18 protein-coding genes and 3 pseudogenes are annotated in these 20968 nt (G+C 57.0%); 12 read left to right on the forward strand and 9 right to left on the reverse strand.

Translation table 11 applies throughout. The annotated features are described in order from the left end of the window. Positions 1 to 41 precede the first annotated feature (41 nt). Positions 42 to 3899, reverse strand: a pseudogene (locus tag ACHHV8_RS25105) (DNA polymerase III subunit alpha). 244 nt (positions 3900 to 4143) lie between these two features. On the opposite strand from ACHHV8_RS25105, the gene ACHHV8_RS25115 reads away from it, so the two are divergent. The 3 genes from ACHHV8_RS25115 (at position 4144) to ACHHV8_RS25125 (ending at position 5659) form a co-directional block, all read left to right on the forward strand. Beyond that, complete coding sequence (locus tag ACHHV8_RS25115) at positions 4144 to 4476, forward strand: YtrH family sporulation protein (protein ID WP_395162138.1); 333 nt, start codon at positions 4144 to 4146, stop codon at positions 4474 to 4476. Continuing rightward, positions 4473 to 4973 carry a sporulation membrane protein YtrI gene (locus tag ACHHV8_RS25120; RefSeq protein ID WP_395162139.1) on the forward strand — a complete coding sequence of 167 codons (501 nt, stop codon included), beginning with the start codon at positions 4473 to 4475 and terminating at the stop codon, positions 4971 to 4973. The genes ACHHV8_RS25115 and ACHHV8_RS25120 overlap by 4 nt, the downstream gene beginning before the upstream one ends. Before the next feature lie 395 nt (positions 4974 to 5368). Further along, positions 5369 to 5659, forward strand: a complete 291-nt coding sequence (locus ACHHV8_RS25125; protein WP_395162140.1) for a YtpI family protein — start codon at positions 5369 to 5371, stop codon at positions 5657 to 5659. 15 nt (positions 5660 to 5674) lie between these two features. On the opposite strand, the gene ACHHV8_RS25130 is transcribed toward ACHHV8_RS25125, so the two are convergent. Further along, on the reverse strand, positions 5675 to 7012 hold the full coding sequence (locus ACHHV8_RS25130) for a DRTGG domain-containing protein (protein WP_395163620.1): 1338 nt from the start codon (positions 7010 to 7012) through the stop codon (positions 5675 to 5677). A 282-nt stretch (positions 7013 to 7294) separates the two neighbouring features. Between ACHHV8_RS25130 and ACHHV8_RS25135 the strand changes: the two genes are divergently transcribed. Continuing rightward, complete coding sequence (locus ACHHV8_RS25135; RefSeq protein ID WP_395162141.1) at positions 7295 to 7621, forward strand: acetyl-CoA acetyltransferase; 327 nt, start codon at positions 7295 to 7297, stop codon at positions 7619 to 7621. 97 nt (positions 7622 to 7718) lie between these two features. Here the strand turns inward: ACHHV8_RS25135 and ACHHV8_RS25140 are convergent, their stop codons facing one another. After that, positions 7719 to 7997: a hypothetical protein gene (locus tag ACHHV8_RS25140; RefSeq protein WP_395162142.1), complete on the reverse strand. Its 279-nt coding sequence runs from the start codon at positions 7995 to 7997 to the stop codon at positions 7719 to 7721. A gap of 244 nt (positions 7998 to 8241) precedes the next feature. On the opposite strand from ACHHV8_RS25140, the gene ACHHV8_RS25145 reads away from it, so the two are divergent. The 3 genes and pseudogenes from ACHHV8_RS25145 (at position 8242) to ACHHV8_RS25155 (ending at position 9539) form a co-directional block, all read left to right on the forward strand. Further along, positions 8242 to 8667, forward strand: a complete 426-nt coding sequence (locus tag ACHHV8_RS25145; protein ID WP_395162143.1) for a hypothetical protein — start codon at positions 8242 to 8244, stop codon at positions 8665 to 8667. After that, positions 8651 to 9085 (forward strand): annotated as a pseudogene (locus ACHHV8_RS25150) (S8 family serine peptidase); the annotation flags it as partial. The gene ACHHV8_RS25145 and the pseudogene ACHHV8_RS25150, both read left to right, overlap by 17 nt. Next, complete coding sequence (locus ACHHV8_RS25155) at positions 9066 to 9539, forward strand: S8 family serine peptidase (protein ID WP_395163621.1); 474 nt, start codon at positions 9066 to 9068, stop codon at positions 9537 to 9539. The pseudogene ACHHV8_RS25150 and the gene ACHHV8_RS25155, both read left to right, overlap by 20 nt. Positions 9540 to 9625: 86 nt before the next feature. Here ACHHV8_RS25155 and ACHHV8_RS25160 read toward each other — a convergent pair whose 3' ends face one another. After that, positions 9626 to 10720 (reverse strand): acyltransferase, encoded by a 1095-nt coding sequence (locus ACHHV8_RS25160; RefSeq protein ID WP_395162144.1) that lies wholly within the window; start codon positions 10718 to 10720, stop codon positions 9626 to 9628. A 293-nt stretch (positions 10721 to 11013) separates the two neighbouring features. On the opposite strand from ACHHV8_RS25160, the gene ACHHV8_RS25165 reads away from it, so the two are divergent. The 3 genes from ACHHV8_RS25165 to ACHHV8_RS25175 all read left to right on the forward strand — a co-directional run bounded on the left by ACHHV8_RS25165 (position 11014) and on the right by ACHHV8_RS25175 (position 13785). Continuing rightward, positions 11014 to 11793, forward strand: coding sequence for a DeoR/GlpR family DNA-binding transcription regulator (locus ACHHV8_RS25165; RefSeq protein WP_395162145.1), 780 nt, complete (start codon positions 11014 to 11016; stop codon positions 11791 to 11793). A gap of 104 nt (positions 11794 to 11897) precedes the next feature. Continuing rightward, complete coding sequence (locus ACHHV8_RS25170; RefSeq protein ID WP_395163622.1) at positions 11898 to 12584, forward strand: HAD family hydrolase; 687 nt, start codon at positions 11898 to 11900, stop codon at positions 12582 to 12584. Further along, entirely contained in the window at positions 12577 to 13785 is a 1209-nt protein-coding gene (locus ACHHV8_RS25175) for an MFS transporter (RefSeq protein WP_395162146.1), read from the forward strand. The genes ACHHV8_RS25170 and ACHHV8_RS25175 overlap by 8 nt, the downstream gene beginning before the upstream one ends. A gap of 123 nt (positions 13786 to 13908) precedes the next feature. On the opposite strand, the gene ACHHV8_RS25180 is transcribed toward ACHHV8_RS25175, so the two are convergent. The 5 genes and pseudogenes from ACHHV8_RS25180 to ACHHV8_RS25200 all read right to left on the reverse strand — a co-directional run bounded on the left by ACHHV8_RS25180 (position 13909) and on the right by ACHHV8_RS25200 (position 17991). Continuing rightward, entirely contained in the window at positions 13909 to 14538 is a 630-nt protein-coding gene (locus tag ACHHV8_RS25180) for an ABC transporter permease (RefSeq protein ID WP_395162147.1), read from the reverse strand. A gap of 14 nt (positions 14539 to 14552) precedes the next feature. Beyond that, positions 14553 to 15449, reverse strand: a complete 897-nt coding sequence (locus ACHHV8_RS25185; RefSeq protein WP_395162148.1) for a glycine betaine ABC transporter substrate-binding protein — start codon at positions 15447 to 15449, stop codon at positions 14553 to 14555. A 14-nt stretch (positions 15450 to 15463) separates the two neighbouring features. After that, a complete protein-coding gene (locus ACHHV8_RS25190; protein WP_395162149.1) occupies positions 15464 to 16147 on the reverse strand; it encodes an ABC transporter permease in 684 nt (227 codons plus the stop codon). A 119-nt stretch (positions 16148 to 16266) separates the two neighbouring features. Then, positions 16267 to 17386: pseudogene (locus tag ACHHV8_RS25195) on the reverse strand (ABC transporter ATP-binding protein); the annotation flags it as partial. 80 nt (positions 17387 to 17466) lie between these two features. Further along, positions 17467 to 17991 (reverse strand): DUF2179 domain-containing protein, encoded by a 525-nt coding sequence (locus ACHHV8_RS25200; RefSeq protein WP_395162150.1) that lies wholly within the window; start codon positions 17989 to 17991, stop codon positions 17467 to 17469. 250 nt (positions 17992 to 18241) lie between these two features. On the opposite strand from ACHHV8_RS25200, the gene ACHHV8_RS25205 reads away from it, so the two are divergent. Together ACHHV8_RS25205 and ACHHV8_RS25210 are read left to right on the forward strand one after the other, a co-directional pair. Continuing rightward, a complete protein-coding gene (locus tag ACHHV8_RS25205; RefSeq protein WP_395162151.1) occupies positions 18242 to 19609 on the forward strand; it encodes a YheC/YheD family endospore coat-associated protein in 1368 nt (455 codons plus the stop codon). 21 nt (positions 19610 to 19630) lie between these two features. Further along, complete coding sequence (locus ACHHV8_RS25210; RefSeq protein WP_395162152.1) at positions 19631 to 20803, forward strand: YheC/YheD family endospore coat-associated protein; 1173 nt, start codon at positions 19631 to 19633, stop codon at positions 20801 to 20803. Positions 20804 to 20968 lie beyond the last annotated feature (165 nt).

The raw sequence follows: 20968 nt of genomic DNA on the forward strand, positions 1-20968 counted from the left end.
GACGTCTCCGGGTAACTAAATGTATGCGGAGGAGGCGTTAATTATTTCACTTTTACGGTTTCTTTACCAAGCAGCTCCTCCATCATCCGGAACAGCTCGGGAGAAGGCTTAACCTGGTACTGCTCGCTGAGCCGCAGCGTTTTTTGACTCTTCTCGTAGTAAAGAATCACATCCAGCGGGCCTTCATGCTCCAGTAGCAGCTCCTTGAGCTTCGCCAGCACGTGCGGCTGCTCGTGGCTCGCGGATATCTTCACGTAGACGCGCTGCGTACGGGCGGCCGAAGCGGCCGGACGCGGCTTCGCCGGTGCGGCCTGCACAGCAGGAGCCTCCTCGCGCGGCTGCGCGGCAGGGCGGCTTGCCGTACCCGCCCCCGGCGGAGCGTTCGCCGGGCGGCCGGACGGCGGGCCGCTGCCAGGCGTCTGCGCGGGTGCGCCGGTCTTAGCGGCCGCTTGCGGCACCGGGCGGGCATCCGCGCGGTCCTTAGCGGCCGCAGCCGGCTGCGCCGGGGCCGGCGCGGGCCTTGGGCCGCGTCCGCCGGGCGATGCCGCCGCGGAGGCCGGGCGGCGGGCCGCCTTCGCCTTCAGCTGCGGGTCGTTCAGCGCGAGCAGCTGATCGGCCAGCAGCTTGACGTCTTCATCGCCCTGCTGCAGCTTGGCGCGGACCAGCACGGGGCTGCCCTTCTGAACGAGCGGGGCGTACTGCTTCCATGCTTCGGGGAACAAGACGACCTCGACCTTCGCCACGCGGTTCGTCCAGCTCCATGAACGCCATCGGCTGCCCCTTCTTCGTGACGATCGTCTTGCTGGAGAGAACCATCCCTGCGACGATCACCTCGCTGTGGTCCGGCAGCTCCTGAAGATAATGCAGCGGGTCGGTGTCCAGCTCGCGCAGCACCTCCTCGTAATCGTCCAGCGGGCTGCCCGAAATATACAGCCCCAGCAGCTCCCGCTCCAGCTCCAGCTGCTGAGTCATCGTGTAGGGACGGATATCGGGATACTCCACCTCCCAATTGACCTCCTCGACGAAGCCGAACAGATGCAGCTGCAGATCGTCTCTTTCCTTGCGCCATTTGACGGCGGCGTTGATCGTCTCCTCGAGCATTCCCAGCTGCTGGGCGCGGTGGCCGGGAAGCGAATCCATCGCCCCGCCCTGGATCAGCGACTCCAGCACCCGCTTGTTGCACACGCGGAGATCTACCCGCCGGCACAAATCCATCAGACTCTCATAAGGGCCGCCGTCCGAGCGGCGCTCCTGCATGATCGAGTCGATGGCATGCGTGCCGACGTTCTTGATCGCGGCGAGGCCGAAGCGGATCGCGCCTGACCGGCCCTGCGCAGCGGCGGGGCGGACCTTGCCGCCCGGAGCGCCGGCCTCTGCCGGAGCCGCATGATCCGACTCAGCGCCTGCGGCTGCAGCCTCCAGCGCCGGGCTGCCTTCAGATCCCGCCACCGGCGTAAATACGACGCCGCTCTCGTTGACGTCGGGCGGCAGCACGGCGATGCCCATACGGCGGCATTCGTCCACGTACTCGGCCACCTTGTGGTGGCTGCCCATGACCGCCGTCAGCATCGACGCCATGAACTGCACCGGGTAGTGTGCCTTCAAATAGGCGGTCTGGAACGCCAGCACGCCGTAGGCCGTCGCATGCGCCCGCGGAAAGCCGTAATCGGCAAAGCGTACGATCATATCGTACACTTTGTTCGCCTCGGCTTCGGTGAAGCCCTGCGACACGCTGCCCTTCACAAAGTGGGCGCGCTCTTCGTCGAGCACCTCGCGCTTCTTCTTGCTGACCGCGCGCCGTAATAGGTCGGCTTCACCCAGGCTGAAGCCCGCCATCCGCGAAGCGATCTGCATGATCTGCTCCTGATACACGATAATCCCGTACGTGTCCTTGAGAATCGGCTCCAGCGTCGGATGCGGGTATTCCACTTGAATCTCGCCGTGCTTGCCCTGGATATACCGAGGAATAAACTCCATCGGTCCCGGACGGTACAAGGCGACGACCGAGATAATATCTTCAAATTCGGAGGGGCGCAGATCCTTCAGCACCCGCCGGACACCAGGCGACTCAAGCTGAAAGATTCCGGTCGTATCGCCCCGGCTGAGCAGCTCGTAGGTTGCCGGATCGTTCATCGGCAGCTGCTGGAAGTCGATCTCGCGCCCGGTCTGCTCCTTGATCCATTGAAGCGTCCGCTCTATGATGGACAGTGTCCTCAATCCGAGAAAGTCCATCTTCAGCAGTCCGATGGACTCCAGATGCTCCATCGAATACTGCGTCAAAGCCGTCTGCTCGTTGCCCTCCTGCAGCGGAACATACTGCGTCAGCGGCTCGCGCGAAATGACGACGCCTGCCGCATGCGTCGAAGCGTGGCGGGGCATCCCCTCCACCTTCATCGCCATCTCCAGCAGCTGAGCCGTTTTGGGCTGCCTCGCCGCCAGCGCCTTCAGATCGGGATTCGCCTCCACCGCCTCCGAGAGCGTCACGCCGAGCTGGTGCGGAATCATTTTGGCGGCGCTGGTCACTTCATTGTAAGGAACGTTCAGCGCGCGTCCGACGTCACGGACGGCCGCCTTCGCCGCCATCGTTCCGAACGTGATGATCTGCGCTACGCGGTCATGCCCGTATTTGTGCACGACATAGTCGATGACTTCATCACGGCGGATATCGCTGAAGTCGATATCGATATCGGGCATGGAGATCCGCTCCGGGTTCAAAAACCGCTCAAACAGCAAATGATAGCGGATCGGATCGACATTGGTGATGCGAAGCACGTAAGCGACCAGACTGCCGGCCGAGGAACCCCGGCCCGGTCCCGTAACTATGCCCTTCTCATGAGCGAAACGGATGAAGTCCCACACGATCAGAAAATAATCCGAGAACCCCATCCGTTCGATGACGGACAGCTCGTAATTCAGCCGTTCCTCCATCGACCGGCGCCGGTCGGGGTCAAGCCATTCCGGCGACTCGCCGTACCGCGCCTCCAGGCCGTTTCGGCACAGCTCGGCAAGATACTGCCCTGCTGTCATCCCTTGCGGAATCGGCTCGAACTGAGGCAGGATGGAGCGGCCGAATTCGAGCTCCAAGCGGCACCGCTCCGCGATGATCCGCGTATTTTCGACAGCCTGCGGGGCATGGGCGAACAAACGGCCCATCTCTTCGGGGCTTTTTAAATACAGCTGGCTCGAAGAAAACTTCAGCCGGTCGGGATCGTCGACGGTCTTGCCCGTTCCGATACACAGCAGAATATCCTGCACCGCAGCGTCCGGCTCCCGGATATAGTGGACATCGTTCGTCGCCACGAGGGGAATGCCGGTCTCCCGATGCAGCTTCAGCAGATCCTGCATTACTTTCTTCTGCTCCAGGAGCCCGTGATCCTGAAGCTCCAGGAAGAAGTCGTCGCCGAAGATCGTGCGGTAGCGCTCCGCCGCAAGTCTCGCTTCCTCGTATCGGCCGTGCAGCAGATGCTGCGCCACCTCGCCGCCAAGGCAGGAGCTTGTGCAGATAAGGCCTTCCGAATACTGGGCCAAATGGGCCGGATCGATTCGCGGCTTGTAGTGGTAGCCCTCCAGGTGGCCGATCGAGCACAGCTTCATCAGATTGCGGTAGCCCGTCTCGTTCTTGGCGAGCAGGATCAGATGGTAGATCGGCTGCTCCTGCCTCGGTCCTTATCCCGAATCGAGCCCGCCGTATAATAAACCTCGCAGCCGATAATCGGCTGGATGCCTTGCCGCTTGCACGCTTTATAAAAAGGTATCGCACCGTACATGACGCCGTGATCGGTCAGCGCCAGAGCCTTCATGCCGAGCCGTGCCGCTTGCTCCACCAGATCGTCAATGCGCGCTGCGCCGTCCAGCAGGCTGTATTCACTGTGCACATGCAGATGGACAAAGTCGCTCATCTGCGCCGCCTCCCTTGCTTGCCCGGCTCTCTAACGCAATATCGTTCACGGGCATAGGAACCGGATTAAAAGCGTGCCTGTCCGGCCTGCCCCGTCTCATTTGCGTCAGCCGGGATAATTATTAAATATTTTATCATAATGCGAACACTTGTACCATAGATTAGACAAGTAGGGGTTACTCCCGGCGGGCGCTTCGTTTCAGCCCGCGGGAAACCGGAAGATTTGCGGGAAGGATGGGATGAAGGTGGCCGGCTTTTTGATCAAATGTGTATTGGATTTTTTCATCGCGTTCGGAGTGGTGCTTGGAGGTACGCTGCTTGGAGGCGTGGCGGCCGTATTGATGCTGGAGCCCCCCACCACCCGGATGCTTCTGGTTGCCGAGCAGATTAAAATCTGGGCGATTGTCGCTGCCATCGGCGGTACGATCGACCCGATCAAAGTTATTGAGAGCAACCTCGTAGAAGGCTATATCTCTCCTGCGATCAAACAAATCATGTTCATCGTGTTCGCATTTATCGGCGCTCAAATGGGTACGACGCTTATCCACTGGATATGCAGAGGGGGCAGCAGCAGTTGAGAGTTCCTTCCTTCGACCATTTTGCGGATATGGCCAAAGCGACGGGGCTGCTGATTGCGGGGGCGGTTATCGGAAGCGCCGTCTTTATGAGTATTTTTCACCATAATTTGAACGCCGCTCTCATTGAGAACCGGGAGCTCCAGGCGGAGAATGAAAAGCTGATTCAAGACAATACCAATTACAAAAAGAATAGAAACCAGCTGAGCACCATCAACAAAATTGAAGTGATCGTGGAATCCGCCGACCTGGATCAGCTGGATAAAGTAACCGAGCAGGAAATCGAACGGCGCGTGCGCAGCGACCTGAAGGTGATCGTCGGCATGAAGGTATCGACCTTCGCCGAATCGCCTCATGTGTATCAGCAGCTGCTCGCCCAAAAAACGTACCACGCGATTCTGGACAAGGATTACCTCGTCAATATGAAGACGATGATGCTGATTCAAAACGAATTGAAGGTGTGGGTCATAGCCAAAGATTACAAGCGGCCCGTCATGTGATGCCGGTACGGCAGCCAACGGCCCCGCCTTCTGTTGCAGCCGAATCCGCCGCGACAAGGAGGAAGCTGAAACCGAGCGGAGAGTGCGAAAACGTTCTTCTGTAAAAGCGCAAGCGTTCGGAGACAGCAGCGATCGTAAGAAGGGTGCGCACTTGCAGCGATGCCTTTTTTCAGCGGTCTCCGTGACGAGCCGGGGATTTTTTAGGGCAGCCTGAACTGCTCGTCAAAGCAGAGCAGTTCAGAGCGAGTCGGAGCAGACCTCAGGCTTCCGTTCCGTCAGCCTGCATGGGCATTGCTAACGCATCGGAAGCCTGTGGGGGCGTTGCATTTCTTTGCCAATATCGTTACATTAGTAAAAGTTACGATACTATTGATGTAAGGAAGTGTACAACGCCCATGGAAATTGTTCGCACTCTGTTGTCGGCCCTGATTTTCATTACTCTGATCGTCTCCGTCTCCTACAGCTTCCGCTCCAGACGAGCGCAGGAGCCTAAGCTGCGCGGCCTGTTTACGGCGAGAATGAATATCGCGATGGGGCTGATGCTTGTCATTATCGCCATCACGCAGCTGTTCTTTTTTAACGATTCCAACATCCGCCGCGTCTTCGGAACGATCTGCGTTCTGCTCGGGCTGTTTAATCTGTTTGCGGGCATCCGCAACCACAATCTGTTTAACCGGATGCCCTGATCGAACGGATTCCCGTTAAACCTGATCGATAAATTGCGCGGTCAGCATCGATTTCGCCACAAGCGTCTGGGCATGGTGGATCTCTACCTCGATTTTGCCGAATTTCCGGCTCATCTCAATAAATTTAGGCCGGATTTCGATCTCGCTGTCGATCTGCACCGGTTTGACGAAATAGGACGACATGTTATCCATAACGAGGTCGCCCTTTTTTACGTCCTGCACGACATGGTAAGCCGCCTGCGTCATCAGGATCGTCAGCACCCCTTCCGACACGGTGCCCAGCTGATTCGTCATCTGCGGGGTCGCTTTGCCGCGAAACAGCGGCTGCCCCTCCTTGTTCCGTTCCTCGGCGAAGCCGGACCAGATCAGATTCTCGAACGTCTCCCCGTTCTGCGGCTGCCGCTGGCTGTGCTGCATCGCCTTCAGCACGTCCTTGCGGCTGATTACGGCCATCAGCTTCCGGTTCGCGTCGATCACGGGCAGTAAGTCTATCCCCTCCCACACCATCAAATGCGCGGCCGACGCCACGGAGGTGTTCGGCGCAGCCGTCAACGGGTTTCGCGTCATAAACTTGTCGATCGTCTGCTCCGGCGAGGCCCCGACCAGATCGTGCGAGGTAATCATCCCGATGACCCGGTTCCACTCATCGACGACCGGGAACCGCGCGTGTCCCGTTTCCTCATGCAATTGCTGCCAGTCCTTCAGCGTATGATGCCCTCTTAACGCATGCACCTGCATTTGCGCCGGAACGATATCTTCGACGAGCAATATTTTTTTCTTGATCAGCCGGTCGTAGATCGCCCGGTTAATCATCGAGGCAACGGTGAACGTATCGTAGCTGCTCGAAATGATCGGCAGCTCCAGCTGGTCCGCCAGCTGCTTGACCTCCTCGCTCGTGCCGAACCCCCCTGTGATCAGCACGCCGGCGCCCTGCTCCAAAGCGCAAATATGCGCCTTGCTGCGGTTGCCCACAATCAGAAGGCTGCCTGCATCGATATAGCGCATCATGGCGTCCTGCTGCATCGCGCCGATGACGAACTTGTTCAGAGTCTTATGCAGTCCGCCCTGTCCGCCCAGCACCTCGCCGTCCACCATGTTGACCACTTCCGCGAACGTCAGCTTGTCGATGTTGTCGCGCAGCTTTTTCTCTACGCGCACGGTGCCTACCCGTTCCTTCGTGCTGACCAGCCCCAGATTGTCCGCTTCTTTAATCGCCCGGTAGGCGGTCCCTTCGCTGACATCCAGCTTCTCCGCTATTTTACGGACCGAAATTTTCGTTCCGGTTTTCAGGCTCTCGATATATTTTAAAATTTGCTCGTGCTTGGTTGCGGCCTCTTGAATCGATTCCTCCATGGAAGCCTCGATAGAATCCGGAACCGGGTGCTCATTTGATTCCATTCTGTTATACCTCCCCCTTACTATCTGTATTACTCTGTACCCATGATTATATACAGCCTGGCATAGAAAAAAAGGCCCCTTCTTCTGCAGGAAGAAGGAACCCGGTACGGCTGCCGTTCGCCAACGGAGGCGCCGCATCTTTTTGGCAAACAGGGGCTGTCGAAGAAGCACATGAACCAAATGTGGGCGATCGCATAGACTGTAGCATAAACAAATCAATTTGGAGGTGCCGCTCCCATGTATAATCAGCCCGAACCCGCTCCGCTGCAAACTATTTATCAAATGGATCCGAGCCTGACCGAGGCTATGCACAGCATGAAAGACCACGTCCAGCAAGTGTGCTCCCAATATGTGAACCGTCCCGTACAAATTCAAACGACCCACGGACAGCTGTTCGAGGGATACATTGTACACATTGACGCCATGCATTTATATTTGCAGACGATGCCCGGCCATGTCGGTCATGTCCGCGGATTTTTCAACCCTTTCCTGGCTCAAAACGCTTATAACAATGTCGTTCTTCCTCTCGTCTTATACGAGCTGCTGGTTATTTCTTTGTTGTAACGCCGCTTTCCGTTTCCCCGCAAAGCAAGAGCCGTGTCCTTCAGACTGCCTGGAGGATACGGCTTTTTTGGTGCGGCTTCCAAGGAGGAGCCGTCTGCTACTTTTTGAACTGCAGCATTTTCCCTTTGCCCTGAACCGTCTTTTCAAACTGCCATCTTCTCATCCGCCTTACTTTGGCTATCTGTTTCTTCGCTTCCTCTTCTACCCCTAGCAGCTCATGCAAATGGGCCGCAATGATCACCAGCGCAAAGAAGATCCAGCCGACGCCGAACAGAGTCGCCAGCTTTGATTCTCCAAGAATGTTCAGGCGGGGAACGGCATAAAACATCATGCCCAGCGTCAGTCCCATATAAATGATCGGCTTCATTTCCTTCATCTTGCTCCCAGCTCCTTTCGATAACGTTCCGGCGCATTGCCGACTTGTACAATACAGTCTATGAGCTTGGCCGCCAAAATAGCACCCGAACCTGGATTCGCCGCATACCTAACGAGCAATACCGGCCGGCGGCTCCGGCAAGCAATTAGGCTGCGGATTGGCTCATTCGCTTAGAGACAAGCGGCCTGCCGCCGCATATTGTAATCGCAGAATGGAGACTGCTCACAAGGAGGACGATCGCATCATGGTGAAAAAGAAAGCAGCGCCGATGACGAAAACGCTGCATCGCGCTCTCGCCGGCCAAGCCGGGCAGCGAAAGAGCCGGACGCTCATTCCCGTCATTGTCCAGTTTGAAGGACCGGATCACCGCAAGCATGCCGCCCGTCTGAAGCAAACGATCCGCGGACACCGTTACCGTGAGAAGGGACATCTTTGGCTGTTAAAAAGCTGGTCCGCTCACGTTTCCCCCTCCTGCCTGAAACGGATCTGTTCCTGCCGCGGCGTAAAGAAGGTGTATCTGGACCAGCAAAAACAAAACGCTGCTGAACATAGCCGCACCCTCCGTCGGCGCTGCCGCCGCCCGCAAGCGGGGCGTCACCGGCAAAGGCATCGGGATCGCGATTGTCGACACCGGCATCGCCGCCCATCCCGATGTGACGAAGCCGGTTAACCGGATCGCGGGATTCAAAGATTTCGTCAACGGACGGTCCAAGCCGTACGACGATAACGGGCACGGCACTCATGTCGCGGGAGACGCCGCCGGCAGCGGCTACGCCAGCAGAGGAACCTACCGCGGCGTCGCCCCTCAAGCGAAGCTGGTCGGGGTGAAGGTGCTCGACCGCAACGGCAGCGGCTACGACTCGACCATCATCCGCGGCATCCAATGGTGCATCACTAACCGTAAACGTTACGGTATACGGGTGATGAGCCTTTCGCTCGGCAAGCGGGCGACCGAGCGCTGGAGCAGCGATCCGCTGTGCCGCGCGGTCGACAAAGCCGTCCGCGCCGGCCTCATCGTCACCGTCGCCGCCGGCAACGAGGGGCCCGAGCCGGGGACGATCTCGTCGCCTGGCATTACGCCTTCGGCGATCACCGTCGGAGCCTCCGACGACCGGCGCACCATTCGCCAGTCCGACGACCGGATCGCCGGCTTTTCATCGCGCCGGTCCCGGCTTAGGCGGCGTCAAGAAGCCCGACCTCCTCGCCCCCGGCGTCGGCATCGTCTCGCTGCGCGCTTCCGGCTCGCTGCTGGACCGTACGACGCCGCGCGGCCGCCTCGGCAAAAGCTACATTCGGCTGTCGGGCACCAGCATGGCTGCGCCGTTGATCGCAGGAGCCGCTGCGCTGCTGCTGCAAAAGCGGCCCGGGCTGAGCCCCGCCCGGGTGAAGCAGGAGCTGAAGGCCCGGGCGTTCCCGCTTCGGTTCGCGAAAACCGCCGCAGGCGCAGGAGAGCTGAACGTCCGCCCAGCTGCCGCGAGGGCAGCGCGCAGACAACCTCCCGCGCAAGCAAAAGCAAAGCAGGAGCGGCGCCGCCCTCGATAAACGGGCGGAGCGTACGGAAATAAAGCCCTATTCTCCGGACAAGTGTCCTTCGAACAGGGCTTCTGTTTTAGAGCCGGCGGCTTCAGCTAAGCCGCCCCTTTGGGCGCGGTCCGTTTACGGGACGAGCGCATTTTTTTGATGAACCCGTTATACACAGACAGAACGAGCAGCGGAACGACCAGACTCAGCAGGAAGGCGGTCAAATTGTACGAGTGGTAATCGAGCATCCGTCCGCTGTCATGAGCGGCATGCGTCCGCCAGTAGGTAAGCACGGCCGGGTGCATCAGATACACGCCGAATGACATCGTGCCCAGCGCGAGCAGCGGCTTGCCCCAGGCAGGCCACCGCTGAAGCAGCTGTCTGCCGAGCCAAATAAAGCTCATGCCTGCGAACATCGGGTACATGTTGAAGATCAGCATATACCAGATGCCGTCCAGCACCGTATGCTTCCATTCCTCAAGCAGGAACAAGCCCATATAGCTGAGCCCGAGCAGCGCGCTTAAAGGGAGCACCCACCGGATATGCTTGCCGATCCAGGCTAAGAACGCCTCGTAGTTCATACCGAGATAGCCGCCCAGCGTAAACAAGCTGAAATAGGTGACGCACAGGGAAGGCACATGCCCGAGCGGCTCCACCCAGCGGTTATAGCAGTAAAAGGCCGCCTGAATGACAATGCCTATCGAAATCAGGTTTCTGGCAAACCAGGGCCAGCTGCGACACAGCGCGACCAGCAGAGGAAATAACAAGTAAAATTGAACGATAATGACCATAAAATACAAATGGTACGAGGCGTCCGCCCAAGGCAGCAGGTCGGCAAATTGCGGCAAATCAAAATGCAGGTGGGCACGGTCGAAGATCCATTGATTATATAAATAGTAGAACAAAGACCAGACCAAGTAAGGAAACAGCACCTGCTTGACCCGTTTTACATAGAACGTTACCGCCTGCTTCCCGCTCCAGTCGTCGTGGTAGCGGTAAAACAGCACAAGCCCGCTTATGAAAATAAATACGGGTACGGCAAAATTGCTCAGCTTGTTGACAGCCAGGTACAGCGCCTGCGACCCGCTGCCCACCGGAAGCTCCACGGTAGCCTCCGAGGTGCCGTGGATCATCAGCACCGCCAAAATAGCGAGGGCCCTAACGATTTCGAGCTCAAGTAATTTCGTTTTTCTCTTAGCCAAATGCAGTCCAATCCTTCCATTTCGACCCGGTACGGTCCTTTATCATGGATATATCGTTATGTAAGGTATCCTTCAGCATTGTACCACAGGAAAAGGTACAGGATTCAACAAAATGCACAAAAACTTAATTTGATGCAAAATAACTTACATTCACTTAATTTATATTGCATTTTTTGCATGATTGGCATTATAATTTGCCTAGAGCTGCTGGAATGGAAACCGGTGCGGAGTAAAGCTTGCTTCACTTCCCATCCGAATAATCCGCCGTTTCCGCCGGAGAAGGAGGTCATGCCGTGTATCAAGAAGAAAGACTGCTGGGCATCATGGAATACTTGGCCCATCACCCGCGCATCCGTATCGAAACGATCTGCGAGCTGTTCGATGTGTCCCGGGATACCGCACGGCGGGATATGATCAAGCTGGAGGAGCAGGGCAGTATTCTGCGGACACGCGGAGGCGCGATTCTCCCGACGATTTCCGCCCCAATCGCCAATTACGGCGAACGGCTGCGCGATGAAGCGACGACTGCGGCGAAGAAAGCTATCGGCCGCTGCGCCGCCTCCCTGCTGCATGACGGCGACTATATGCTGCTCAACGCCTCTACCACCGTGCTCAGCTTTGCCGAAAGCATCCATACGCAAGGGCATGTCGTCGTGACCAATTCCATTGACATCGCCGGCGTGCTGGCGCAAAAGGAGCGAACCAGCGTCCACCTGCTGGGGGGTCTGCTGCATCCCGAGCACCGGCATATTTATGGTGCAAGAGCGCTTGAAATGCTCGGAGATTACCATGTTCATAAGCTGTTCCTCGGCACCTGCGGCATTACGCAGGACGGCTTGATGAACCCCTATGAGGAAGAAGGCTTTATCGTCAAGGAAATGCTCCGGCGTGCGGACCAAATCATTGTGCTCGCGGATCATACCAAGTTCGGCAAACGGCAGTTCCACCGCATCGCGGGCCTGGACCGCATTGATATTCTGATCACCGACCAGGAGCCGGATGAGGCTTTGAAGGAAGCGCTCCACGCCAATGAAGTCGACATCAGGATAGCTAAAGGAGACATGAACCTATGATTAAACTTATTGTAAGCGATCTGGACGGCACCCTTATGCAAAAAGGGCATCATATCCGCGAAGAGACCGGGCTGCGCTGAAGGAAGCGTTGCAACCGCGGGCTGATCGTCTGCTTCGCCTCCGGCCGGATGTACCCCGAAATCCGCCACGTCATGAACGAGATCGGGCTGACGGTTCATTCCGTTTCGCAGAACGGCGCGTACGTCCATACGCTGGACGGCAAGCTGATTCAAAACGATACGTTTGCGACCGAGCTGATCAAGGAGCTGGCCGTTGCCGCTGCGGAGCTTCCCTTCATTACCGTCATGTGCAACTCGGACAATTATATTATTACAGATGAACGGCACCGCCATATCGAGCACAATCTGCTCGCCCCGCTGCAGGTTCATCCTCAGGCCGTAGAAGCTCTGGGAACGGAGCTGCTGTGCGGGAAAATTACTTATTTGGGCGAGGTCGACGGGCTGCTGCAGCTGAAACAGACGCTGACAGAGACCTACGGCGATCAAATCGACGCCTATATTTCCGATGTGGACTGCCTTGACGTCATGCCGAGCCATGTCTCCAAAGGGGTCGGACTGCGCGCGCTGCAGAGCCACCTCGGCATTTCGCCGGAGGAAACGATCTGTATCGGCGATTCGTTCAACGATGTTTCCATGTTCGCTACAACGCCGCACAGCTTTGCCATGTCCGGCGCTCATCCCGAAGTGAAAGCCAGAGCCAGCCGCGAAACGCGCAGTGTGGCGGAAGCTGTGGCATGGGCGCTCGGCACGCAGGGAGCCCCGCATGAATAGGCTTGTCTGGATCGCCTGCTGCTTTTACCTGCTGATCGGATTTACCTCGGTCATCTCGGCCGCCCTGCTCCCGGAGCTGCTGATGCATTACGGCCGAAGCTACGGTGACGGCGGCAATCTCGTCTTTGCCCAATTTACCGGGTTTCTGCTCGGCGTCTTGACGCAGCCCTGGTGGTCCCGCCGGTTCGGACGCAGCCGGATGCTGTCCTTCACGCTGCTGTTTATTTGCATCGGCTACCTCGTGATCGGCTTCCTGCCGTCATGGCCTGTCGTCATGATCAGCCTGGGGCTTGTCGGTTTAGGTTCCGGCATGATCGAATCTACCGTAGGCGCACTCATCATCGATACGATTGTAGAAAAAACGGCCGTCGCGATGAGCCGGCTGGAGGTCTTTTTCGGTGTGGGAGCCTTGGCGATGCCGATGCTGATCAGCCTCCTGATCGTCATGGATGCCTGGCGCATCACTTTTTATGCCGTCTGTCTGCTCGCCATGATCTTGATGCTGGTGTGGAGAAGCTTCTGTGCCGGTCACAGCGAATGGATTGACCGCAAGCCGTTGCTTGAGACAAGCGCAGCGGCGGCCTCCGGCTCGTCTCGGCGAACCGGAAGCAAGGCCCGTCTGGCCGTCTTGACCGTCTGCATTGCCGTTTTCATTACTTACGTCGGTCTGGAAATGAGCATCGTCAGCTTCCTCCCTTCCATTATGGTGGAGACCATGAAGGTCGACGCCGCCGCAGGCTCCTTGAGCGTCAGCTTTTTTTGGGGAACGATGGTACTAGGACGCCTGTTCTGCGGTGTGCTGGCGGAACGGTACGGCTACACCCGTTATCTGCTCTGGTGCTCTCTCGGTACGGCAGCGGTCTTGATCGGGTTTGTGCTGATGAAGCAGCTTGCGGGAGCGTTCGTCATGATTATGCTGCTGGGACTGCTCATGTCCGGGTTGTTCTCCATTGCTCTTGTATTCAGCAATACGCTGTTCCCTGGTCAAACGGAGCAGACGACCAGCAAGCTCATTGCGGCCAGCGGCATTGGCGGAGCCGTCTTTTCCTGGCTTACCGGCCGCTTGATGGAGCAGGCGTCGGTGACGTTCACGCTCTGGTTTCTCGTCACGATCGCCGTCGTTATGGTCGCTGCCATCCTCCTGATGTCCCGGCTGAAGCCCCGTGCGAACCGCAAGCCGCAGGAAAGCTCATTCGCCTGACCCAGGGTGACCGCACATTTACGACAAAAGAACGGCCTGCAGGGCTGCGGCAGAAATTGCCGCAAGCCCGCAGGCCTATTTTAGTGCAACCCCCCGCATCCGTTGTCGGAGAGCTTATCTGCGCTATTTGCCGAACTTCACCGTCCGGTGCAGGCGTCCCAGCGCCAGATCGGCCAGCAGCGCGAGCAGCGCCGCCGGAATGGCTCCCGCATACAAACGTGCCGGATTATCCATATTAATCCCGGCATAAATTTCCCTGCCGAGCCCGCTGCCTCCGACCAGCGGAGCAATGGTAGCGACACCGATGGCGATCACCGCCGCCACCCGGATGCCTGTCAAAATAAACGGCAGCGCCAAAGGCAGCTGAACGTTGATCAAAATTTGCATCGGGCTCATCCCTACGCCTCTGCCCGCTTCCAGCAATGTCGGACTGACCTGGGTCAAGCCGACATAGGTGTTGCGGATTACCGGCAGCAGCGAATACAGAAAAAGTCCGATGACAACGGTCGTCGAGCCCAGACCGAATACGATCATCAGCAGCACAAGAAGCGCCAGGCTAGGGAACACCTGTATAATGTTCGCCACGGTAAGAATCACCTTCCCCAGCGTCCGGTGGCGGGAAGCGGCAATTCCCAAAGGAACCCCCGCCGCTAACGCCAACGCCAAGCCCAGCAGCACCATCACAATATGCTGGTATGTTAACACGAGCAAATCCGCCCAATTCTCGCCTATATAACGAATAAACAGCTCCACGCCGCTTTCCCTCCTTACTTCAGCAAACCGATCTTCCGCAAATATTCCTCCGCAACCTTCTTCTCATTGCGCTTGTTGACATCCACCTCATAGTTCAATGCGATCATCGTTTCCGCATCGATTTTACCGACAAGCAGCCCGATGATCTCGTTCAGCTCCGGATGCTCGCTCAGCACCTGCTTGCCGATGACCGGCGAAGCGTCATAAGGGGGAAAGAAATGCTGGTCGTCCTCCAAGGTGACCAGACCGTATTCCTTCAATCGCGCATCCGTCGAATAGGCGAGGACGATGTCCATCTTTTGGCTCGCCACGGCATTATAAACGAGCGCAACCTCCATCGGGTACGTCTTGCCGAAGGTAATGCCGTACGTTTTCTGAAAGGCGGGATAGCCGTCCCCTTCCCTTTCCAGCCAGGAGGTATCCACGCCCAGACGCATGGATGCGGCTTTGGGCCGGACATCCGAAATTTTTTGCAGATGCTCCTGCTCCGCCAGCTCCTTGCGCACCGTAAAAGCGTACGTATTCTCAAAGCCGTAAGGATCAAACCACTTCAGTCCGTAGTATTGATCGAACCCGGCCTGCGCCTGCTTCAGCACCTGCCCCCGGTCTTTCGTCATTTCAAACGGGAAGTAATTGTCGAAAATAATTCCCGTGTACAAGGTGCCCATCTGGATATCGTTATTTTTGATGGCATCCAGCACGACCGAGCTTGTAGCCAAATCCGGCATCACCTCGACCTTCAGATCCGTCCGGTCTTCAATCAGAAGACGGTACATTTGAGCCAAAATTTTAGGCTCGGAGAAGGTTTGCGTTCCGATCCGGATCGTATTGCCCTGACCGCAGCCGGATAATAAAGCGGCCATAGCAAATGCAGCCAGAGCCAGCATGAAATATTTCACCTGATGTCTCATCGAATGCCTCCCTGTCAGCCTGCCGTCTCGGTACCGGCCGCCGGCGCGCTTTTCGTCCGGACCGTCACCCATTTCTCCGCCAGCCCCAAGACGAAATCCGCCAGCAGTGCCAAAAGCACGGCCAGCAAAGCCCCGGTCACAATCAGCTCTTTCTTGTTGACGCCCATGCCCGAAAAAATAAGCTGGCCCAAGCCCCCCGCTCCGATCAGCGTCGCCAAGGTAGCCCAGCTGATGATGTAAACCGTCGTGACGCGCAGCCCGGACATGATATAAGGAAAAGCCAGCGGAAGCTGAATCTGGAGCAGCCGCTGGGCGGTGCTGTACCCCATCCCGCGCGCAGCTTCAATCACGTTCGGGTCGACGGCCTGGAAGCCCGCAAACGTATTGCGCATGATCGGCATCAGCGAATACAGAAACAAAGCAAAGATCGCCGGCGTGCGGCCAATGCCAAGCACCGGGATCAGAATCGCCAGCAGCGCCAGGCTCGGCACGGTCTGCAAAATATTAGCTATGGTAAATACAAGCCCGTTCAGCCAGCCCTTCCGGTTTCCCGCCAGCAGCATACCGACCGGAATCGCGATGACGGCGCCAAACAGGACGGCAATAAGGCAAATGACGATGTGCTCCCGGAGCGCCGTCCAAATATCCGCCTGCCGGTCGGATAAGAAAGCTGCATAGTTAGCAAGCCATGCGCTCATACGCGGTCGCTCCCTTCCTGCAAGTCATGCCCATCCTCCGGGCTTGGGGAAAGAAGCGCTTCTTCCCCGAGCTTCGCCGACTCGGCTTCGAGCTCTTCAATGCTCATGTCGTCCGGATTGTACACATCGGCCAAATGGCCGAACCAGGCTTCCCTTGGTCACCAAACCGACGAACTGGCCGCCGCGCACAACCGGAATATAAGGCAGCCCGTGCTCGTTCATCAGAGCGACGGCCAGCGCGACGGAGGAGCCCGATTCAACGACATAGTCGAACGGCTGCATAACGTCGGACAGCTTCACATTCTCGTCGCGGTACCGGTTCAATACCCGGAAGATCGAAGCATGACCGAGCAGCTCTTTCCCCCGGCCGACGATAATCAAGGAATCGACCCGGTGTCTCTCCATAAATTGAACCGCCTCCGCCATGCCGCGTCCCGGTGAAGCGGTCACAGGATGCTGCGACATCACCTCATCGACGGTGAGCGTGAGATCCGGGTCAAACGTATCGGAAGCGAGCCTTTTTTTGCCGATAAAGCTCTTCACGAACTCGTTCGCGGGATGACGCAATATTTGCTCGGGCGTCCCCTTCTGCACGATCTCGCCGTCCTTCATCAGAACAATCGTGTCCGCAATCTTGATCGCCTCATCCATATCATGCGTCACAAAGACGATCGTTTTCTTCAATTCCTGCTGCAGGCGGACCAGCTCATCCTGAAGCTGCTCCCTGCTGATCGGATCCAGGGCGCTGAACGGCTCATCGAGCAAAATAATGTCCGGCTCGGCCGCCAGCGCCCGGATGACGCCGATCCGCTGCTGCTGTCCTCCGCTCAGCTCGGAAGGATAGCGGTTCCGGTACGTCTGCGGATCCAGGTTGACCAGCTGCAGAAGCTCATCGACCTTGCGTTCCATTTTCTCCTTGTCCCAGTTCAGCAGCTTCGGCACGACGATCACGTTTTTGGCTATCGTCATATGAGGAAACAAGCCTACATTTTGGATGACGTAGCCAATTTTGCGCCGCAGCTCAACCGGATCTATCTTGGAAATATCCTGATCGCGGATATAAATTTTCCCTTTGCTCGGATTATTCAACCGGTTAATATGCTTCATCAATGTCGATTTGCCGCAGCCGCTCGGACCGATTAGTACCGTCAATTCTCCATCGACAAATTCGACATTAATCGACTTCAGCGCGACGAAGCCGTCCTCATAGGTTTTATTCACATTTTCAAAGCGAATCATGCTGTCAACCCCTCTTTTACCTGTTGTCTTAATCATACAAACCGTTCGGTCCGCACTGCATTAGCTCCGGCCGCCCAGATTCATCCGTTTCTCAGCCTCTTCGTCCAGAAGCCGCCCCGGAACGTTCTAGGCTCGTAAGAGATCACGAAAGCTTTGGGCGCCATATCCTGAATCAGCTTCAACAGATGCTTCTCCTGGCTCCGCTTGGTCAAGACCTCCATCATCAGCCGAGGGCCGTCTTTGCCCTCCGCCATCCAGCTCGTTACGCCGAAGCCCTGCTCCCGCAAGAGACGGGGCAGTGTCTGCGATTCGTAATCCACTACAATCTGCAGGGTGCTGTAGCCGAGCGCCAGCCACTCCTCTATTTTGATGCCAAGCCACACCCCCGTTCCCCATCCAAGGCAGTAGGCCGCCAGATTCAGCGGCTTATCGATATTGTTCAAAACAATATTCAGTCCCATCAAATACACGAATACTTCAAACATGCTGATAAACGATGCCAAGAAGCGCCTTGATTTCATCACGAGAATGATGCGTATGGTGAACAGGGAGACGTAAACAATGTTCATAACAATGATGACGATGATAGTTTCTAGAGCGTTCATTCGGTATTCGTCCTCCCTCTGTTGGAAATGGAACGATATTTTTCCTACTTACCCAGTATCCCCGCTAGAGAAACAGCCTATCCCAACAGCCCTTCTCTCCGCCTTGCAAAGCCTCCGGCAGCCGCCGCAGCCCCCGGCAGCCAAGGCGAACTTTCGACAGTTTCTTTTCACCAAGGGCAAAACGCCCTCATATGATGGAGTAGTTCACTTGATTAACCATGCAAGTCGGCGCTGGGAAGGAGTTACAAGCGTGAAAAGAACGAAGGTCAAGATTCAAATTCAGAATGCCGGCCCCTTCTCGGACGATAGGGTCATCATGCTAAGTGACGTATTGGTAAAAAAATGGAGACTTCCCACCCAATCGACACTGCAGCTGCGCTTCGGTTCAGCCAAGCATGAAGTCAAGATCGTTCCTACTACCCAAGCAGGCATCCTTCGGATCAACGACTCCATAGCAGCAAAATGTGGGCTGACTCACGGCGACGTGTTGTGCATTCATTTCAAGGCCGCAACCCGCACGCTTCATATAGGACCGTTAATCGGCGTATTGATTAGCCGCGTCTACCCTGGGGCCGTGGAGAAGCCCTTTGGAGCGATTACCGCCTTTTGCCGGGAGCTCCATGATGCCTGCAAAATTTATGGGGCCTCAGTTTTTTTCTTTACTCCCGAGGAGTGTCATTCAGGGGAGACGGTGCAGGGCTGGCATTATACGGGTAAATGGGTGAAGCGCTCGTTTCCGGTGCCCAATATTCTGTACAACCGGTTTACGTCCCGAAAGCTGGAAAACCGCGCCAATGTCCAGCAGTTTATTAAGCATGCCAAGACACAGCATCAGGCCGTGCTGTTCAATGAGAAATATTTGAACAAAACGGAAGTATTCGACGCGCTGCGCAAGGAGCAGGGTCTCCACATTTATTTGCCCGAATCGTATTTGCTGCGCAACTATCAAATGCTGAAGTCCATGTGCACCAAATATTCCACCGTATTCCTAAAGCCGATTACCGGCAGTCTCGGCAAAGGCATCATCCGCATCAAGCGTCAGCCCGACAACAGCTACGTCTGCCATTTCACCAATCTCAGCGGGGCACGCAAGCAAACGTATGACAACCTTGCTGCGATGTTTTCCAGCTTATCCGGCAAAGTCAAGCAGCAGCGCCACCAAATCCAGCAGGGGCTGAATCTGATTTCCATCGGCGGACGTCCGGTTGATTTCCGGGCGCTCGTCCAGCGAAACGAGCTGGGGCAGTGGGGCATTACGTCTATCGTAGCCCGGATTGCCGGAAATCATCACTTCGTATCCAATTTGGCTCGTGGCGGAAGCCTGTCTTCCTTGAAGGATGCGCTTGCACGTTCAAACTATCCTTCAAGCGCTGATGGAAATGCGAAGCTGCGCAAAGCCTCGCTGGCCATCGCCAAAGGCATTGAGACCCAAATTCCCGGCCATTTCGCCGAGCTGGGTATCGACTTGGCACTGGATACCCAGGGAAGAGTCTGGCTGCTTGAAGTGAACTCCAAGCCATCCAAGGATGACAACACCCCTTTAGCCGGCAATGAAAGCAAAATCCGTCCTTCCGTCAAGCAGCTGGTGCAATATTCCCGTTTTGCAGCCAAATTTTGAATAAAGGCTGAGGTGAAGCTCATGATGACACCATCGTCCCAATACGTATTGGGCATCATGACCACGCAAACCGAAGGCGATCCCCCTTTTCTGAACCGCGGCTTTTACCGCCGCTTATGCATCGCCGGCAGCAGGATCGGGCTGCAGGTGTTCGTATTTACGATCGAAGGCATCGATTGGCTGCAGCACACCATTCAAGGCTTCGCCTACGACGCGTCGGGGCGCCAATGGATGCTCCGGCAATTCCGGATACCTGACATCGTCTATGACCGGTGCTTTTTTACAACCCGAAGACAATATGCGGCATACCGGATTGCAGTCCGTAAGCTGCAAGAGTACCGTCCTGCCCTTTTTTTGGGCTGTGGCCTACGGGGCAAATGGGAAGTTCAGCATATGCTGGAACAAGACAGCCGGCTTCAGGCATACCTGCCGCCAACCGAAGTGATGCGAAGCGTCCGTTCGGTCGCGGATTGGCTGAAGACGCGCGGTGAAGTGCTGCTGAAGCCGCAGTCCGGCTCGCAGGGCCGGGGGGTGCTGCACGTCCGGCGCGCTCCCCGGACGGCCGGCGAGGGCGCGCGCGAACGCATGGAAAGCGCCGGGCCGGCGTTTTCCGTGCGCGGGCGCGATGCGCGCAACCGCCGCGTCGAGTGCGGCTTTGCCGACGCGCCGTCGCTTCTGCGCTGGCTGCGCCGCTTCACGGCGCAGCGCAACTACCTGCTGCAGCAATATTTGCAGCTGCAGGGGCCCCATGGCGACGCGTACGACGTGCGCGCGCTTGTTCAAAAAGACGGCACCGGTCAATGGCAGGTGACCGGTATGGCCGTACGGCGGGGTCAGAACGGGAGTCTGACCTCGAATCTTCACGGCGGCGGGAGCGTCGAGCCCGCCGAAGCTTTTCTGGCAGGCCTGTACGGCCCGGCCAGAGCAAGTCAGCTGGTAAGCGAGCTGCAGCAGCTTTCCAAGCTGATTCCAGAAATTCTGGAAACCTTTCACGGGCGGCTAGCCGAACTCGGTATTGACTTCGGCGTCGATACGCACGGGCGAATATGGATTCTGGAGGCCAACTCCAAGCCAGGCCGCTCCATCTTTACTTATCTTCATGACGATCAGGCGCGGTATGCCGCTCTGGTCAATCCCATCCGTTACGCACGCCACCTTCTGCGGCGCTCCCCTTTCAAGGAAGGGATCCGGTAACGGCGGGAGACCGTATTTGCCACACCAGCTGTTCCGAGCGAGCTTTGCTTAGGGAAAGCGAAATCACTTGTTTGTAAGAGTAAAGGGTGATCCGCTGGGGCCTGAACGAAGCTTAGACCATGCTTACGAAGTTGGGCATTGCTCCCGCGATGCCCTTAGGAGGAA

Origin of the sequence: Paenibacillus sp. TAB_01 (assembly GCF_043945595.1) — a bacterium.
Classification (GTDB): domain Bacteria; phylum Bacillota; class Bacilli; order Paenibacillales; family NBRC-103111; genus Paenibacillus_S.

Coding starts and splice junctions, on each gene's coding strand:
- ACHHV8_RS25140 (WP_395162142.1), bottom strand. CDS start 7,997: ATGAAGGAAATGAAGCCGATCATTTATATGGGACTGACGCTGGGCATG.
- ACHHV8_RS25130 (WP_395163620.1), bottom strand. CDS start 7,012: ATGGAGGAATCGATTCAAGAGGCCGCAACCAAGCACGAGCAAATTTTA.
- ACHHV8_RS25190 (WP_395162149.1), bottom strand. CDS start 16,147: ATGAGCGCATGGCTTGCTAACTATGCAGCTTTCTTATCCGACCGGCAG.
- ACHHV8_RS25175 (WP_395162146.1), top strand. CDS start 12,577: ATGAATAGGCTTGTCTGGATCGCCTGCTGCTTTTACCTGCTGATCGGA.
- ACHHV8_RS25200 (WP_395162150.1), bottom strand. CDS start 17,991: ATGAACGCTCTAGAAACTATCATCGTCATCATTGTTATGAACATTGTT.
- ACHHV8_RS25145 (WP_395162143.1), top strand. CDS start 8,242: ATGGTGAAAAAGAAAGCAGCGCCGATGACGAAAACGCTGCATCGCGCT.
- ACHHV8_RS25135 (WP_395162141.1), top strand. CDS start 7,295: ATGTATAATCAGCCCGAACCCGCTCCGCTGCAAACTATTTATCAAATG.
- ACHHV8_RS25125 (WP_395162140.1), top strand. CDS start 5,369: ATGGAAATTGTTCGCACTCTGTTGTCGGCCCTGATTTTCATTACTCTG.
- ACHHV8_RS25185 (WP_395162148.1), bottom strand. CDS start 15,449: ATGAGACATCAGGTGAAATATTTCATGCTGGCTCTGGCTGCATTTGCT.
- ACHHV8_RS25210 (WP_395162152.1), top strand. CDS start 19,631: ATGATGACACCATCGTCCCAATACGTATTGGGCATCATGACCACGCAA.